Raw genomic sequence first — 16,440 nt, forward strand, 5'->3', positions numbered from 1 at the left:
GGGGAGCAGGTCCCCGGGACGGTGGACAAACGGCAAGGAGGTACGGAATGAACATTGCCTTCATCACGGCCGAGATGGCCCCCCTGGCCAAGGTCGGCGGGCTGGCGGACGTGGCCGGCTCCCTTCCGGCCGCCCTCCGGGAGGAAGGGTGCGGGGTGTCGGTCTTCCTGCCCCGCTACGCGGAACTGGGCGTCGGGGCCCCGATGGACGCCGGGACGGTCGTTCACCGCGGGACGGTGGAGGTCCTCCCCGGCGTCGACGAAAGCTACCAGGTCCTCGAGACCCTTGCGCCCGCGGCCCGGATACCGGTCTACCTCGTTCACAACAACCGCTTTTTCGCCCGCCCGGGAGTCTACACCGACCCGGACACCGGCGAGGAGTACGGCGACGCCCCGCTCCGCTACCTCTTCTTCTGCAAGGCGGCCCTGGACTTCATGCTCCGGGAGGGGCGGGTCCCGGACGTCCTTCACGCCCACGACTCCCACACCGCCCCGGCCCTCGTGCTGGCGCGGAAGTGGGGGCCCGCCCAGGACGCCTTTGCCCGCACCGCCTCCCTGCTGACCATCCACAACATCGCCTACCAGGGGATCTACCCGAGGGACGTGGTGGCGGCCTTCGGCGTCGGCAGCGAGGACTTCTTCCCCATGTCCCCCTTCGAGTATTTCGGGAAGGTGAACTTCCTGAAACTGGGGATTCTCTTCGCCGACGCGGTGAACACCGTCAGTGAACGCTACGCCCGGGAGATCTCGGAGACCGAGGAGTACGGCTGCGGCCTCCAGGACATCCTGACCCAGCGCGCGGCCGACGTCCACGGCATCCTCAACGGGGTCGACACCACCGTGTGGAACCCCTGCACCGACAAGAAGATCCCGGCCCACTACTCCGCCGAGTCCCCGGCCCGGAAACTGGTGAGCAAGCGGGCGCTCATCGCGGCGTGCGGGTTCCGGGACGGCGAGCTTTCCAAGCCGCTGATCGGGATGATCGGCCGACTGGTGGATCAGAAGGGGATCGACCTGGTGGTGGAGATCCTCCCCCGGCTCGCGGCGGAGAACGTGCGGATGGTGGTGCTCGGGTCCGGCCTCCCCCGGTACCAGGAGATCTTCCTGGAGGCCGCGGAGAAATACCCCGACTTCCTGAAGGTCCGGATCGGTTTCGACGACGGCCTCGCCCACCTGATCGAGGCGGGGGCCGACATGTTCCTCATGCCCTCCCGCTTCGAGCCGTGCGGCCTGAACCAGATGTACAGCATGCTCTACGGGACGGTCCCCATCGTCCGCGCCACGGGGGGCCTCGCCGACACCGTCGTCCCCTGGGACTCGGTCCGGGGGGACGGCACCGGCTTCGTATTCAAGGAGTACTCCGCCGACAGCCTTTTCGGCGCCATCCGGGAGGCCCTGGAAGCCTTCGCCCACATGGACACCTGGCGGGGCCTCATGAAGAACGGAATGACCCGGGATTTCACCTGGCAGCGCTCCGCGCGGCAGTACCTCCGGTTGTTCGAGAAAATCGCGGCCCGTCGGCAGACGGCTTGATTTTTCGATTGTCTTTGAGCCGAAACCCCGTTATTCTATACGGGCCCGAACTGAAATCCAACAGGGAGAGTCACTATGGGATTCTTCGACAGGTTTAAGAAAAAACAGCCGACGTCCGGCCTTTCCTTGCTCCACCTCCCGTCGCCCCCGATCACGCCGGCCCACGAGGCCCCGCCGGAACCCGAGGCGGTCACCGAGGAGATCGTGACGGAAGAGACGGTGGAGGAGTACGTCGTCCCCGCCGAGGAGATCGAAGCGGAACCGGTGCTCGAAACGGAAGAGGCGTACGCGGCGGAAGCGGAACCCGCCCCGGTGGAGGAGCCGCCGCCGCCTGTTCCGGCGGTGTCGCCGGCACAGGCGGAGATGGACGCTCTCCGGGCTTCCTGGGAGGAGTTGAAAACCGTCTACCTGGCCGTCAAGGACGGGTTCCGGGAGACCCAGGAGGTGGAGGCGAAGCTCCAGAGCAAGGAACGCCAGTTCTTCCACGAGATCCGCGAGACCCAGTCCGTGCTCGGCGAGATCCTCGGCATCCTGACGGGGAAAGACAGCGAAAAGACCATGGACGAGGTCAACGACATCCTGGCCTCCGAGATCGGGACCGGGGACACCGTGCTCGAGGAAGGCCTGGACAAGGAGACCCTCCTCCGCCTGACCCGGGAGAAGTGCGCGGCCGCCATGCAGGAGATCGCGCAGTTCCTGACGAAGTCCAAGGACACCCTCAACCAGATCAGCGCCGCGAAGACCGAGAAGGAGGCCCGCCTCTCCCTCCTGGAGCGGCGGGTGGAGGAAACCACGAACTCCCACGCCAAGGCGGGGGAGGTGATGAACGTCTTTCTCCAGGAGAAGAAGCGGATCGAGCGCGACATCGAGTCCCTCATCGCGTCCCGGCGCAACGTCGAGGCCCAGATCTCCCTGCTGGAGGAGAAGGTCGGCGCGATCCGGAAGGAGAAGGAGTCCCTGGAAGGGCGCACCTCCGACGTCGAGGCGGAGAAGAAACAGCTGGTCCAGCAGAAAGAGGAGGCACGCCGGGGGCTGGTGGAGATCGAGAACAAGCTCGAGAGCCTCCAGGTGGAACTCCAGCAGCTGAAGGGGGAGGCCGAGACCGCGGAAGGCCTGCTGAAGCTGGCCATCAAGGAAAAGGAAAACCTCGTCGAGGACATCGCCCTGGTGGAGAAGTCCAAGGAGGACCAACGCTTCTCCCAGCGCCGGCTGGAGACCGAGATCGAGGTCTCGCGGAAGCGGACGGCCTCGATCCTGGCCGAGATCGAGGAGATCAAGGCCGAGACGCAGCGCCTCGGCCAGTCCAAGCAGCAGGAGGAGGAGCACGTCGAGCTGGAGGTCAACAAGCTGTCCGAGCTCGAGGCCCAGCTGGCCCGGGCGAACGAGGAGCGCGACCGCCTGGAAGAGCAGCTCCGGCAGGCCGAAGAACAGCTCAAGGGCGTCCGGCACGACCTGGAGGAAAAGCAGCTCAAGCTGATGGAAACCGACGAGAACTTCCGGAAGCTCCAGGCGGAATACGAACGGGTCCGCAAGGAGGGCGAAGCCCTTCAGGCCCGCCGGGCCGAACTCGAGGCGGAGCGCGACGGAGTGCGCGCGGAGATCGCCGCCCTGGATCAGGACACCTCTCCGGCCGAGCGTCTCGCCGCCCTGAAGGCGAAGACCGAAGAGGAGACAGCCGGTCTGGAGGCCCTCAAGAAGGCCATCGAGGAAACCGGCCTGGAGCATGAGCTGGCCCTGGAGGAACTGGGCAAGACCCGGGAGGCCAAGGAAGCGGCCGCGCGGAAAGTCCAGGAGGCCGACCAGCAGTTCAGGGAGATCCTGGCCGAGGCGGACCGTCTCCGGGCGGAAAGCGAGGAGCTGCAGGCCCGCAAGGCCGGCACCGAGAAGGAGCGGGACGGGCTCCTGGCCGAGATCGCCATCCTCGAGAAGGACACCTCCCCCGCCGAGCGTCTCGCGGAGATCAAGGCGAGGATCGAGACGGAGACGCAGGCGCACGCGTCCCTGAAGGCGGCAATCGAGGAAGCGCAGGCCGGCCACGAGCTGGCCGTCGAGGAACTGGGCAAGGCCAGGGCGGCCAAGGAAGAGGCCGCGCACAAGGTCCGGGAAGCCGACCAGCAGTTCAAGGACGTCCTGGCCGAATCCGACCGCCTCCGGGAAGCGATCGAGGACCTGCGGGTTCGCCAGGCGGGGATCGAGAAGGAACGCCAGGGGTTCCTGGCCGAGATCGCCGTCCTCGAAGCCGACGCGTCGCCCGCCGAGCGCCTCGCTTCCCTGAACGCGAAGATCGCGGAGGAGAACCAGGCGAAGGAAGCGCTCCTGAAATCGATCCGGGAGGCGGAAGTCGGGCGTGAACAGTCCCGTGCGCAGGTTCAGGCCGCACGGGAAGCGAAGCAGGAAACGGTGCGCCAGGCCGCCGAGGCCGAACAGAACCTGAGGGAGACCCAGGCCGAGGTCGAGCGCATGCAGGCCCAGCTGGCCGAACTCCGGAAACCGGTCGAAGCGCCCCCGCCGGAACCGGAGCCGGTCCCCGAACCGCCGCCGGCCCCCGAGCCGGAACCCGTCCCCGAACCGGCGCCTCTCCCCGAACCGGAAGGCATCATCTACGAGGAGGACGAAGCGGCCGCGCCGCCGGCGCCCGCGCCGGTCCATCGCCCGCCCGTCGACGACTTCAGGCCACCCCAGCCGGTGCACGTGTCCGCCGCGGCCATCGCCTCGCCCGACACCATCTACGAGGTCGAGGAAGAGACCGCCCCCCCGCCGGCCGTGGAGGAGAAGCCCGAGTTCCAGACCCCCGAGCACAAGAAGGCGATACGCCTGGCCCGCGTCTGCGTGTCGGACCTGATCCTCTACAACAAGCAGATCCTGAACACGGCGGCGAACCAGCGGAACTTCTACCAGGTCCTGGAGAGCCACATCAAGAAGGCCGACGACTACTACAAGGAGAAGGTTTCGCCGAAAGTCATCCAGGAGCGCAACTATTTCAAGGAGGAACTCGAGAAGCTCCGTCTGAGCCTCAAGCCCTGAAGCGTCTTGACGGGGCGGTTGAAAACGCCGCCGGTTTCAGTTACACTGTCACCGGACCCTGCCGCGGCGGAAGGAGCGGCGCACGACAGGCCGGCCGAGCGGCGGCATTTTAACGCAGGGAGGAAAGGGTGCAAGATTTCATCGAGATGCAGGACAACTCGCTGGGCGAGATCGTTTACAACGCCATGGTGCTGTACCGGTTCGGCGATCTGGGGGCGAAGATCGACACGAGCCTGAGCCGCGAAATCAAGAAAGACACGGACGTGGCCGCGGAAGATGCGCCGCTCCAGCTCCGTCTGCGTCTGCACAACCGGTTCAACATGGACCTCAACAACGTCTACGCAATGGAAGTGACGACTTCCGACGAGGCCTTCACCATCGAGACGTCGGTCAACGTCTACCACGACGACTTTCTGAAGGCCAACTTCGATCTCGTCTGCATGGATGTGTTCGCCGACGTGCTCAAGGACGTGAACGTGGAGTTCGCCCTGAAGCGCTTCGACTACAACTACACCAACTCGCTCAACCACTGGAAGGCGGCCAAGGAGAAGCAGTACATCATCGATCCGCAGGTGGACCGCCAGAAGGAAATGCACGACCTCTTCGTGAACTTCCACGACCAGGCGGTCAGCCAGGCCGCGGGGCTGGGGTCCGTCCGCCTGTCGGACTTCCTCAAGTTCCAGCGCGAGGTCGTCCTCCAGGAGCGCCGACTGACCTACGCCCGGTCCAAGATCCTCAAGATCCAGCACCTGGGAACTCATGCCGGCTTCCGGAAGCTGATGGAATGCCCGCAGTTCTTCAGCGTCCTGCTGCTGGAATACTGCCTGGTTCCCCTGTTTCTGGTCAACGAGTTGTACATCATGAGCCTGATCTACAAACGCAACCTGGAGAACATCCGGGCCGTTCTCCGGAAACGCGTCCAGGAAGTGTAGGACAGCGGTGCGAAAGCACCGCGTTTTTTTGAGGTCCTCCATGCCGAGAAAAAAGATACGGCTCGGCCTGATCCAGGTTTCCATGGGCGAGGAGCCCGAGGCGAACCTGGGGCGGGCGATGAAGAAGGTTCGCACCGCCGCCGACTGCGGGGCGCAGATCGTCTGCCTGCCCGAACTCTTTACGACCCCCTACTTCCCCCAGTACGCGGGCGGACCGTCAGGATCGGGCGAGCCGGTCCCGGGGCCGACGACGGACCGTCTCTCCGAACTCGCCCGGGAGTGCGGGATCGTCCTGGTGGGAGGGTCCCTGCTCGAGGACGCCGGGGACCGCCGTTTCAACACGGCCGTCGTCTTCGGCCCCGACGGCGCCCTCCTGGGCCGGTACCGCAAGACCCACATCCCCCACGACCCCCATTTCTACGAACAGGATTACTTCTCCCCCGGCGACACCGGCTTCCAGGTCTTCCCAACCCCGTTCGGACGGGTGTCCGTGCTCATCTGCTACGACCAGTGGTTCCCGGAGGCGGCCCGGTCCGTGGCCCTGATGGGGGCCGACCTGGTGGTCTACCCCACGGCCATCGGCACGGTCCGGGGCGTACGTCAGCGGGAAGGGAACTGGCACCGGGCCTGGGAAACCGTCATGCGGGGGCACGCCATCGCCAACGGGGTGGTCGTGGCGGCGGTGAACCGGTGCGGCGAGGAGGAACGGATGCGGTTCTGGGGAGGGTCCTTCGTCTGCGACGCCTTCGGCGGCGTCCTGCAGCGCGCGGGGTTGAAGGAGGAGATCGTCATCGCCGACATCGACCCGGATCACGCCCGGGAGGTGAGGGAGGGGTGGCGGTTTTTCCACAACCGGCGCCCCGAATGTTACGGCCCCATCATCGCCCCCAGGGAGGGACCCCATGAGTAACGGTCATCAGATTCCGACACCCGTGGACGAAGGCTACTTCATGCCCGCCGAGTGGGAGACCCACGGCGCCACCTGGCTCGCGTGGCCGAAGAACCCCCTCACGTTCCCGCCGGGGGTCCTCGAACCCGTGGAGTACGCCTACTGCAAGATCATCAAGGCCCTGAGCATCGGGGAAACCATCAACATCGCGGTGGACGACGCGGCGGCGTCGAACCGGATCCGGAACCTCCTCGGCCCGGACACGTTCCAGGAAAACGTCCGGTTCTGGCCCATCCCCACGGCGGACGTCTGGATCCGCGACTGGGGGCCGACCTTCCTCCTCCACCGCCAGACGTTCCGAAAGGCCTGCGTGAAGTGGCGATTCAACGCCTGGGGCAACAAGTACCCGGACCTCCTCCCGGATGATGCCGCCGGGGACCGTATCGTCGAGGTGAGCCACGTGAGCGGTTTCCGCCCCGGGATCGTCATGGAGGGCGGTTCCTTCGACGTGAACGGCCAGGGGGACCTCCTCACCACCGAGCAGTGCCTCCTGAACCCCAACCGGAACCTCCACATGGGGAAGGAGCGCATCGAGACGATCCTGCGGCAGTACCTGGGCGTGAACCGGGTGGTCTGGCTCGGGTCCGGGATCTCGGGGGACGACACCGACGGCCACGTGGACGACTTCGCCCGCTTCGTCAGCCCCCACCAGGTGGTCTGCTGCCGCGCCGAGAGCGTGGAGGACCCGAACTACGCCCCGCTGGAGGCCAACTTCAGGATCCTCCAGGAGGCGTTCCAGCGCGACGGCTACGAGATCATCGCCCTGCCCATGCCCCGCCCGGTCATCGACCCCGTCGACGGCCGCCGCCTCCCGGCGAGCTACGCCAACTTCTACATCGGCAACACCGTCGTCCTCCTCCCCTTCTTCGACGACCCCGCCGACGAACGGGCCCTGAAAGCCCTGGAACCGCTGTTCCCCACCCACGACATCGTCCCGATCCCGTCGCGCCACCTGGTCTACGGGTACGGCGGGGTCCATTGCATCACCCAGCAGGAACCGCTCGGGGGCTCGCCGGCATGATCGTCGGCCTGGTGATGAACAAGGGCGGCACCGGGAAAACCACCACCGCGGTGAACCTCTCGGCCGCCCTGGCGGAACTCGGGCATTCGTGCCTCCTGGTGGACGGCGACGGCCAGGCCTCCGCGTCCCGGGCCCTGGGCGTCTCCCGGCCCGACCTTTCGCCGTCCCTCGCCGAGGTCCTGTTCGGGGAGATCGACGTGGAGAAAGCCGTCCGGCCCACGGAACGCCCCGGCCTGCACCTCCTCACGGGGTCACGGCGACTGGCGGAAGTGGACCTCCACCTGGCGGGCGACCGGAAGTGGCACCGCCGGTTCCGTGACGCGCTCAAACCCGTCCGGGGCCGCTTCGACTTCATCGTGGCGGACGCCCCGCCCTCCTTCTCCCTCCTGATGATCGGCATCCTGGCCGCTGCGGAATTCCACCTCATCCCCCTCACACCCCAGTACCTCGCCGTGGAGGGACTCGAGAACCTCAAGGAGAGCATCCGCCGCCTGGACGGCCGGGTCCGCTTCCGCGCCCGGGGCTCCCGCATCCTGTTCACCATCGTGGACCGCCGCAACCGGGCCACCCGGGAGATGACGGAACTGATCCGGGACTTTTACGGGGAGGAGGTGTTCCGCACCGAGATCCCCATCAACGTGAAACTGAGCGAGGCGCCCCGGAGCGGACGGGACATTCTCCGCTTCGACCCCTCCTCCCCCGGCGCCGAGAGCTACCGCGCCCTCGCCCGGGAATTCCTGGAAACGGTGTCAACGCTGCCCTGACACCGATACCGATACCGATACCGATTACATTACCGATTACGATACCGATGGAAACGCGAGAAAACGAAACGAGAGGTTTGTCATGAAATTGATCGAGATCCGGCCCCTGGCCATCCCCGACGTCAAGGTCCTGCGCTTCGGCCGGTTCCGGGACGAGCGGGGATACTTCACCGAGCACTTCCGCCGGAGCGACCTCGCCGCCCTCGACGGAGGCGTCATCCTCGACGGGGGCGCCATCCTGCAGGCCAACGAGAGCCGCTCCAGGGCGGGGGTCGTCCGCGGCCTCCACATCCAGTGGGAACCCGTGATGGGCAAACTGGTAAGGACCGTGGACGGCCGCATGGTGGACCTGGTCCTGGACCTCCGGAAAGGCTCGCCCTCCCTGGGCCGCGTCATCGCTTACGACATGCCCGCCGACCCCGACCGGGACTGGGACGAGTGGATCTGGGTCCCCGTCGGTTTCGCCCACGGCAACTACTTCACCGAGCCCTCCGCCATCGAGTACTTCTGCACCTCCGCCTACGGCCCCGGGTGCGAGGCGGGGATCTCGCCCCTGGCCCCCGACCTGGACTGGTCCCTCTGCGACCCCGCGCTCCGGGAGGAGTTCCAGGGCCTGCCCGACCGCTTCGGCGGGGTGCTCCTCTCCGAGAAGGACCGCGCCGGCCTCACCCTGGCGGCGTGGCTCGCCGACCCCCTCTCGGACCGGTTCCGGTACTAACCTTTCTACCCGGCCGGTCGGACGGGTCGGACGTGTCAGACAAGTCGGACAAGTCAGACAAGTCGGACGGGTCAGACAAGTCGGACAGGTCGGACAAGTCGGACCGACCCGCCGCGAAAAAAACCCTTGGATTCTGCCCGGAATCCGGTAAAATCACCTCTCGCCGGTGTTTGAAACGACGGCCATCGCGCACCCGTAGCTCAACCGGATAGAGCATCGGTCTTCGGAACCGAGGGTTGGGGGTTCGAGCCCCTCCGGGTGCGCCACTTTTCTCGCAGGTTGGCGATCCGCCGAACGGCGTGCGCCCCGGGCGTAACCGAAACAAAGAAGACCGGCCTTCCCAGCCTCACGCAAAGACGCCAGGACGCCAAGCCTCGCAAAGGGTCCGGGCAGGGATGCCGCCTCGTCCCGCGATCGTCGTCGGGGTTTCGTGACCGTGCACCCCGGAGGCGGCGCCGGAAAACCGCGGGCCCCCGGGTCAACGCGCGCCTCGGCTCGGCTCGCGTACCCCGTACCCCGGCCGGACCGTGCCCGGCCTTTCCCCCACGCTCCCCGGGGTCACCGCGCGCCTCGGTTCGGCGCGCGTACCCTGATCTTAGATTTCTCCCGCCAAAGCTGAGATTTCACCGGGTTGAACATCCGGCTCCCTCGCACCATACTTGAGGCAATATTCGGAAAGACGAACCCCACCCCGGGGACCGGAGCAATCCCGTCCCGACGGAGGAGTCACGCTTTCCGCCAAGGAGGTTGTCATGTTGCGAATGCGCTGGTTGCGGGGCCTTGCGGCCCTCGCGCTCCTGCTGGCCCTGGCCGGCTGGGCGCCGGCGGTGGTCCGGCCGTGGACCGTCATGGTCCAGTTCACCGGGCCCCCGGAATCGAGCCCCGAGGTGGAGGGTCTCCTCCAGGACCTGCTCAACGGGGTGACGGAAAACGTCCACCTGGTCATCCAGACCAACTACCCCATCCTGCCCGGGGAGTCCGGGGGCAAGGGGGTCTACGTGGGGATCCCCGGCTCGGGCGGACGGCCGTCTCAGTACGTGCGGGTGCTCGCCCAGCCGGGCCTGGACCTGGGCTCACCCGACGCCTTGTCCACCCTGTTCCCCCTCGTCGCGGAGAGCTACCCGGCGGACCGTTACGCCCTGGTCCTCGGGCACGAGGCGGAGACCTTCCAGGACGCCGGCTTCAACCCCTTCGCCCGGGTCCTCCGCGACCAGCAGACCGGGCACTCCCTCGCGCTTTCGAGAACCAACGGGATGGGCGATGCCCTCGACCTCTGGCAGAAGGCCGTGGGTCGTCCACTGGATCTCCTCTGCCTGACCACGCCCTGCCAGATGACCTGGGAGACCTGCGCGGAACTCGCCGGGAAGGTCCGCTACCTGGCGGCGGCGCCGGGGGCGATGCCCGGGGCCCGCCTCCTCTGGGGCTCCGTCCTCTACGACCTTAGCGGAACCCTGACCGGGTCGGCGGCGGGCGAGCGCTTCGCCGACGCCGCCGCGGCCCAGGGGGCCCCCGCCTTCACGGTGGCGGACCTGAACCCCGCCGCGGGGCTCCAGGCCGCCGTGAGCAACCTGGCCGCCCAGCTGATCCAGTTCCGCGCGGACGGAGGCGACGCGGCCATCGCCACGGCCCGGTCGGCGACCCCCGGCCTCGGGATCGGCGGGGTGGCCGAACTGGCCGACCTGGCGGACTTTCTCTCCCGCGCCCAGGGCGGCAGCCTCGGGCCTCCGGTCGCCTCCGCCGCGGCCGCCGTGTCGGCGATCTGGCAGCAGGCGATCGTGCACCACGCCCTTTCGGGGAATCCCGGCTACCCGGCTTCGATATCCATCTACTTCCCCCCGGTCCCGGCGGAATACGACGCCTTCTACGACACCCTGCCCCTCTCCGCCGCCACCCAGTGGGACGCTTTCCTCAAGGGGCAGACCGGCCTGGAGGTGGGCGACCACGTCACCCTGAGCACGGGGAAGGGGCTGACCCTGGTGGTGGGCGATTCAAAACCCGTCGTGATCGAGGCCACGATCACCGCCGTGAACGGCGTCAGCGACACGGCCACGCTCTCCGGCGGCATCACCTTCCCCGGCGGCGCCTCCATCAGCTTCACGGGGCTGGGAGTCCGCTACTCCCACCTCCTCGCCGACGGCAGCGTCTCCGTGACCCAGTTCCCGACGGTCCAGGGGTCGATCCCCTCCCTGCAGGCGGGCGTTTTCAGCCTTCAGAACGTCCTGGTCTGGTGGGACGGCTACGGGATCCACCTGAGGGGCCAGGCGGTGATCAACGGCGCCAGCCTGGCGGGCCTGGGCGTGAGCATCCGGGGCACCCTGTCGCTCGGGCTCACGGAGGCCGGCAGCTTCACGCCGGAGAGCACCAACATCCTGGCCGTGAACTGCAGCGCCGGTTGCCTCTCCTTCCAGGGGAGCGCCACCCTCCTCTCCAACCCGTACCGGATGTCCGTCACGGCCTCCGGCACCCTGTGCGGCCTCGGGTCGTTCCAGGTGACGAACCTGGTGGCGGGTTTCGACGGCACCATCCAGAACTACGGCCAGGTGACCTTCCAGTCGACGACCCTTGACCTGGGCCCCTTCAACCTCTCCAACGTCAGCGCCTCCTGGAACGCGGCCGGCCTTCACATCTCCGGGTCCCTCACGGTGTCCAACCTGCCCATCGGCGGCCTGAGCTTCGGCTTCAGCTGCGCCGGAACGGCCACCGTCAGCCTGGCGGGCGGCAGCGCCAGCGTGACCGCGCTCCAATTGGGCACCGTGAACTTCAGCAATAACGGGCTCAGCTTCACCGGGAACGGTTCCTACAAGGCGGACACGCAGCGCATCACCCTCAACGGGACCCTGCAGATCACCAACCTCTTCACCTGCAGCGTCAGCGGGTTGACCGTCGGCATGAGCGGCACGGTTCACTCCTTCGGCACCGTCACCGTCAGCGTACCGTCCTTCACGGTGCAAGGGATCAGCCTGAAGAACCTTCAGCTCACCCTGTCCGCCACGCAGCTCAAGGTTCAGGGGAGCGTCCAGGCGACGGGCATTCCCCTCGCCGGCGGGTCGCTGGCCTTGAGCGCCTCCGCCGACGCGATCTTCAAGATGTCGGCGACGGGGGCGTCCTTCTACAGCCTCACCCTCTCCGAGGCCAGCCTGTCCAGCCAGGTCTTCACCTCCACGGGAAGCATCACCCTGCTCTCGAACCCCACCCGCTTCCGGCTCAACGGGACCCTCAACGTCCAGGGCCACTTCCAGCTCTGCGTGAAGGGGCTCGAGATCACCCCGGGCGGCACCATCGTAAGTTACGGGACCCTCTCCGCCTCCCTGCCCTTCCTGAACGTGAACGGCTTCATCCTCAGCGGCCTCCAGATCACGCTCAGCGGGACCCAGCTGTCGGTGAGCGGCGGCCTGGCCCTCACCCATCTCACCCTTGCCGGGACTTCCGTGAACCTGGCCGCCAGCGGGAGTTCGACCTTCAAGCTCATCAACGGCGCCTGGCAGATCACGGCATTCGCCGTCACGGGGCTGTCGGGCGGTTACGGCGACTTCTCCTTCAGCGGCTCCGCCACGGCCCTCGCCAACCCCAGCCGCCTCTCCATCGACGCGACCATCGCGCTCGGCGGGTACGGCCATCTCCACTGGAACGACCTGGTGGTGGGCCAGAACGGGACGGTCTACTCCTTCGGAAGCCTCGGGGTCGGCGTCTCCGAAATCAAGGCCGGCCCCGTCACCTTCAGCAACCTGTCGGTGACCCTCGGCGCCACCCGCCTGACCGTCTCGGGCGGCGTCTCCATCGCCGCCAGCAACTACAGCCTCGGCGCCTCGGGGGTCCTCAAGCTCAACCGCAATTCCGGCTCCATGCAGGTGGAGAGCCTCACCCTGACGGGGCTCTCCGGCTCGTTCATGGGCTTCTCCTTCTCCGGCGGCGCGGTGCGCACCCCCGGCGGCGGTCTCGACCTGAGCGGCTCCATCGCCTTCACGAACACGTTCCAGGCCAGCGTGGAAGAGATCCTGATCAGTTCCACGGGGACGGTGACCTCCGTGAAGGCCGTCACCCTGGGGGTCAACATCGGCCAGTTCGGCTTCAAGGGCTCGGTGGCTTTCCCCGCCGTGAACCAGGTCCGGGTGGAGGGGGCCATCAAGGTCCCGGCCTTCCTGGCCGGCAGCTCGGCGGGCGGGATGGTCCACCTCAAGCGCCACCCGGGCGGCGGCGTCCTCAACTGCGGGTGGGACATCCTGGCCGGGTCCATCTCCATCCCCTCCTTCAAGATCGGCGGTTACAGCTTCGGCGGGGCCTCTTTCACCTGCGACGCCGCCCACGTGGCCGGCGCGGCTTCCCTCGGCGTGCCCAACGTCGGCCAGATCGCCTTCAATTTCGACATCGGCTGGGACGGGAGCTTCCGGGGCGCCTGCCTGAAGGTCACCGGGATGCAGATCCAGCTTGGCTACGGCCTGATCCTCAACGGCGCCGGCGGCTGTGTCCGCCACTACACCAGCCCCTCCAACTACTGGGAGGTGGAACTGGAAGGCCTCATCAGCTACGCCAACATCCTCTACCTCGACTCCGTGCTCACCGTGAGCACCAACGGCTACTTCAAGGGCGTGGGGACCCTCGAGGTTTACGGCTGGGACATCTCCTCCACCTCCTTCGAGATCGACATCCCCCACAAGATGATTTCCATCGGCGGCTGGCTGGGGACGAACCCCGACAAGGGGCTCGACTTCAAGATCGCGGCGGTGAAAGCGGCCCTGGAGGCCGACTTCCACTGGGGCGCCGACTGGTATCTCCTGGCGAACGCCGACGCCAGCCTCGAGGTCCTGGGGAAAGACCTCCTGGGGGCCTCGGGCGCGCTGGCCGTGCACTACAACCAATTCCCCTACCCGTACGGGGGCTTCCCCTGCGAACGCCTCGACGGCAACGGCCTGGCGGTGTCCGGACACATCTGGAACCGGGCGCTGGGGGCCAAAATCTGGAAAGACAGCAAGTGGCACGTGAAAGTTTTCACGTGCAAGAATTGAGTGCTGGATGAGGAGGACATCATGACATCCATCAGATTACCGATCCTGGTCCTGACCCTGCTGGCCGCCGGGGGGTGGGCATTGGCCTGGGAGATGGTCCCGCTGGGCACCCCGGCCCAGTTAAAACCCGGTTACGCGTGGAAGTACCACCTTCAGGTCAAGGATTACGACAACACCCAGACCACCGGCGCCGTCCTGGTGTCGGTCTCCACCGGAGACGCGCTCGGCCGCGGGGTCCGTTACGACCTGCAGCTCGACGCGGACGTCGATGTGGCCGACTTCCGGGTGGAAGCCGCCACGGGGGTGGTCCGGTACATGCGTGCCCCCAGCGGGGAGTTCGAGTACGTGGGCGACATCGTCGCCGCCCCGTCCGCGGCCGGCCTGACCAGCACCGCCACCCCGGCCGAACCGCTGAACGTCTGCCGGGTCCACCCCGCGAGCGCCACGGTGGTGGACCTGGGGACGTGCCTGGTCGCGGTGCCCGCCGGGACCTTTTCCTGCCGTCACCAGCGGGAGACCCGCACCGTGGTGAACCAGCGGGCGTCGGGGAACTACGTCCACGAAACCACCACCACCTACGTGACGGACTACTACCAGCGCTCCGACACCAGTGAAAAGGAAGTGATCAAGCAGGTCCACTCCGCCACCGTGAAGACCCGCGTCGTCAACACGGCGGCCCCCTCTCTGACTTACCCGCGGATGAGCACCACGAAGAACCGGACGGTCACCTACACCCTGGTGCCGATCCCGGTGCCCTGAACGCCGGAGGCCGGCGGGACCCCCGCGGTCCCGCCGGCCCGGTTCGTATTTGACAACCCCGCAACAGTGGTATTCTTTCACGATCGTCAGGCGCTGCATGATCCCGGGGCAGGGACCGTGAACGGCCGGGGTCCGACACGCGGGCTCTCCCGTGCGAAAGTCCCGTTGCGATCCGTGGGCGGTTCTGGTAAAAGGGTCGTGGACGCAGGATCCCACGGAAGCGAGGATGCCCGATGAACCCACGACCGAGCCTTGGCCCCTTCAACCCCGCCGGACGACCTTTTCCCTCCGGTCGGACCGGTTCACCCTCCGGGACGGTGAACCGCCGTTTTCTCCCCGCACCGTCAGCTGTGGCGGCCGTCGTCGGCGCGGCGCTCCTGCTCTTCTCCTGGAGCGCAGGGGCGGGCCCGATCGCCGATTCCGGGCCGCAGGTCACATCCGCGACCCCGCCGAAGCCCACCGCCGAATCCCTGACCCGCCGGACCCTGGATCTGCTCAAGGAACTCACCCGGGTCCTCGGGGGCGCCAAGGGCCGCGCCACCGCCATGGAAGCGGCGCCGAAGATCAAGGAAATCGCCGAGGCGATGCGGAAGCTGAAGGAGGACGCGGAATCCCTGGGGCCCCTGCAGCCCGGGGAGGGGGACCGGTTGCGGGACAAGTACCAGAAGGAAGTCACTGCCGTGGCGGAGAAGCTCGAGGCGGTCGTCCGGCGGGTGATGGCGGACCCGTCCATCTGGGAGGAGATCGCCCCGGCCATGGGGGAGTTGCCCCCCAGCATCCTCCAGGGCAACTGAACCCCGCTCCCCCCGGGGCCGTCCCGGATTCCCCGGCGCCGGCCGATCACCTCGCCGGGGAACGAAGAAAGCGTTCAACTCCCGTGAAACGAGTCGCTCACGCCGACCGCGGGTGGTTTGAACCGGGGAGACCTCAATGCGCCTCGAAGCGGAACGAGCTGGCGCAGTCCATGAAGAGGGGGCGGGCGCCCTCGAAGGTCTCGGAGGGGGCGATGCAGACCAGGCCGAAGGCCCTCCGCTCCCGGACCAGGATGTAGACGATTCCCGTCCCGGCCGCCCCGCTCCCCGACAGGAAGTTGAACTCGATCCAGGCCGCGTCCTGGGCGGCGAGGGCCATCGCCCCCTTGTTGACGACCGTCACGTTCGTGAAGTCGCCCAGCAGGTAGGGCTCGGCGTGCTGCAGGTACTCGGTGGCGGACATGTCCTGCCCGAGGGGCTCCATCCGGAGAGTGACCGCCTTGCGCTCCGCCGTGTTGGTGACGGTCACCAGGGGGTTGATGTTCCCCCGGTCGATGCGCCATCCCGGGGGGAAGACGATGGAAAAACCGTTGACGGGGTCCACGTAGCGCCCCGGTTCCACGGGCGGCAGGCCCCCCGGGGGGGGCGGCTGTACCACGCCCGGTCCGGCCGGGGTGTCCGCGGCCGGTGGCGTGTCCTTCCGCTGGGACATGAACACCGCCAGGGCGATGATCCCGGCGATGAGCAAAAGGCCCAACCCGACGACGGTCACCATGAGGGGGGTGTTCCGCGAGGAGGCGCGCTTCGCGGGCGCATGGCCGTAACCGGTGAGGCGCGGGTCGGTTGGCAACGGGGCCGGGGCCTGCGCGGCCGGCCGGGGCGCGGCGGGCGTCACGGGGCCCATCCCGCCGGTGCGGGAGGGGGCGGGCGGGTAGGCGGGAGGCGTCCCGAACGCCGCGGAAGGGGGCGAGGGGGCCGGGTAGGAC

General features: G+C 67.5%; 9 protein-coding genes, 1 tRNA gene and 1 pseudogene. 10 read left to right on the forward strand and 1 reads right to left on the reverse strand.

Annotated features, from left to right (window positions below; genetic code table 11):
* Positions 1-47 precede the first annotated feature (47 nt).
* The 10 genes and pseudogenes from glgA to KA419_17540 all read left to right on the forward strand — a co-directional run bounded on the left by glgA (position 48) and on the right by KA419_17540 (position 15,496).
* On the forward strand, positions 48-1,532 hold the full coding sequence (gene glgA / locus KA419_17495; GenBank protein ID MBP7867729.1) for a glycogen synthase GlgA: 1,485 nt from the start codon (positions 48-50) through the stop codon (positions 1,530-1,532).
* A 75-nt stretch (positions 1,533-1,607) separates the two neighbouring features.
* Positions 1,608-4,556 carry a hypothetical protein gene (locus tag KA419_17500; protein MBP7867730.1) on the forward strand — a complete coding sequence of 983 codons (2,949 nt, stop codon included), beginning with the start codon at positions 1,608-1,610 and terminating at the stop codon, positions 4,554-4,556.
* Between the two features lie 128 nt (positions 4,557-4,684).
* Entirely contained in the window at positions 4,685-5,488 is an 804-nt protein-coding gene (locus KA419_17505; protein MBP7867731.1) for a hypothetical protein, read from the forward strand.
* Positions 5,489-5,528: 40 nt separating this feature from the next.
* Positions 5,529-7,458, forward strand: a pseudogene (locus KA419_17510) (agmatine deiminase family protein).
* A complete protein-coding gene (locus KA419_17515) occupies positions 7,455-8,222 on the forward strand; it encodes a ParA family protein (GenBank protein ID MBP7867732.1) in 768 nt (255 codons plus the stop codon). Before KA419_17510 ends, KA419_17515 begins: the two are co-directional and overlap by 4 nt.
* Before the next feature lie 82 nt (positions 8,223-8,304).
* Positions 8,305-8,940, forward strand: a complete 636-nt coding sequence (locus KA419_17520; protein ID MBP7867733.1) for a dTDP-4-dehydrorhamnose 3,5-epimerase family protein — start codon at positions 8,305-8,307, stop codon at positions 8,938-8,940.
* Between the two features lie 189 nt (positions 8,941-9,129).
* Positions 9,130-9,206, forward strand: a tRNA-Arg gene (locus tag KA419_17525).
* A gap of 486 nt (positions 9,207-9,692) precedes the next feature.
* Complete coding sequence (locus tag KA419_17530; protein MBP7867734.1) at positions 9,693-13,943, forward strand: hypothetical protein; 4,251 nt, start codon at positions 9,693-9,695, stop codon at positions 13,941-13,943.
* 21 nt (positions 13,944-13,964) lie between these two features.
* Positions 13,965-14,702, forward strand: coding sequence for a hypothetical protein (locus KA419_17535; protein MBP7867735.1), 738 nt, complete (start codon positions 13,965-13,967; stop codon positions 14,700-14,702).
* 233 nt (positions 14,703-14,935) lie between these two features.
* The gene (locus tag KA419_17540; GenBank protein ID MBP7867736.1) at positions 14,936-15,496 is read left to right on the forward strand and encodes a hypothetical protein; all 561 of its coding nucleotides are present in this window, start codon (positions 14,936-14,938) and stop codon (positions 15,494-15,496) included.
* A 133-nt stretch (positions 15,497-15,629) separates the two neighbouring features.
* On the opposite strand, the gene KA419_17545 is transcribed toward KA419_17540, so the two are convergent.
* On the reverse strand, positions 15,630-16,440 hold an 811-nt coding region (locus KA419_17545), incomplete at its 5' end, for a hypothetical protein (GenBank protein ID MBP7867737.1).

This window comes from Acidobacteriota bacterium (assembly GCA_018001935.1).
Taxonomy (GTDB): Bacteria; Acidobacteriota; JAAYUB01; order JAAYUB01; family JAAYUB01; genus JAGNHB01.

Bases quoted from the DNA above. Each gene is read 5' to 3' on its own strand.
- glgA (MBP7867729.1), top strand. From the start codon at position 48: ATGAACATTGCCTTCATCACGGCCGAGATGGCCCCCCTGGCCAAGGTC.
- KA419_17500 (MBP7867730.1), top strand. From the start codon at position 1,608: ATGGGATTCTTCGACAGGTTTAAGAAAAAACAGCCGACGTCCGGCCTT.
- KA419_17515 (MBP7867732.1), top strand. From the start codon at position 7,455: ATGATCGTCGGCCTGGTGATGAACAAGGGCGGCACCGGGAAAACCACC.
- KA419_17520 (MBP7867733.1), top strand. From the start codon at position 8,305: ATGAAATTGATCGAGATCCGGCCCCTGGCCATCCCCGACGTCAAGGTC.
- KA419_17530 (MBP7867734.1), top strand. From the start codon at position 9,693: ATGTTGCGAATGCGCTGGTTGCGGGGCCTTGCGGCCCTCGCGCTCCTG.
- KA419_17535 (MBP7867735.1), top strand. From the start codon at position 13,965: ATGACATCCATCAGATTACCGATCCTGGTCCTGACCCTGCTGGCCGCC.
- KA419_17540 (MBP7867736.1), top strand. From the start codon at position 14,936: ATGAACCCACGACCGAGCCTTGGCCCCTTCAACCCCGCCGGACGACCT.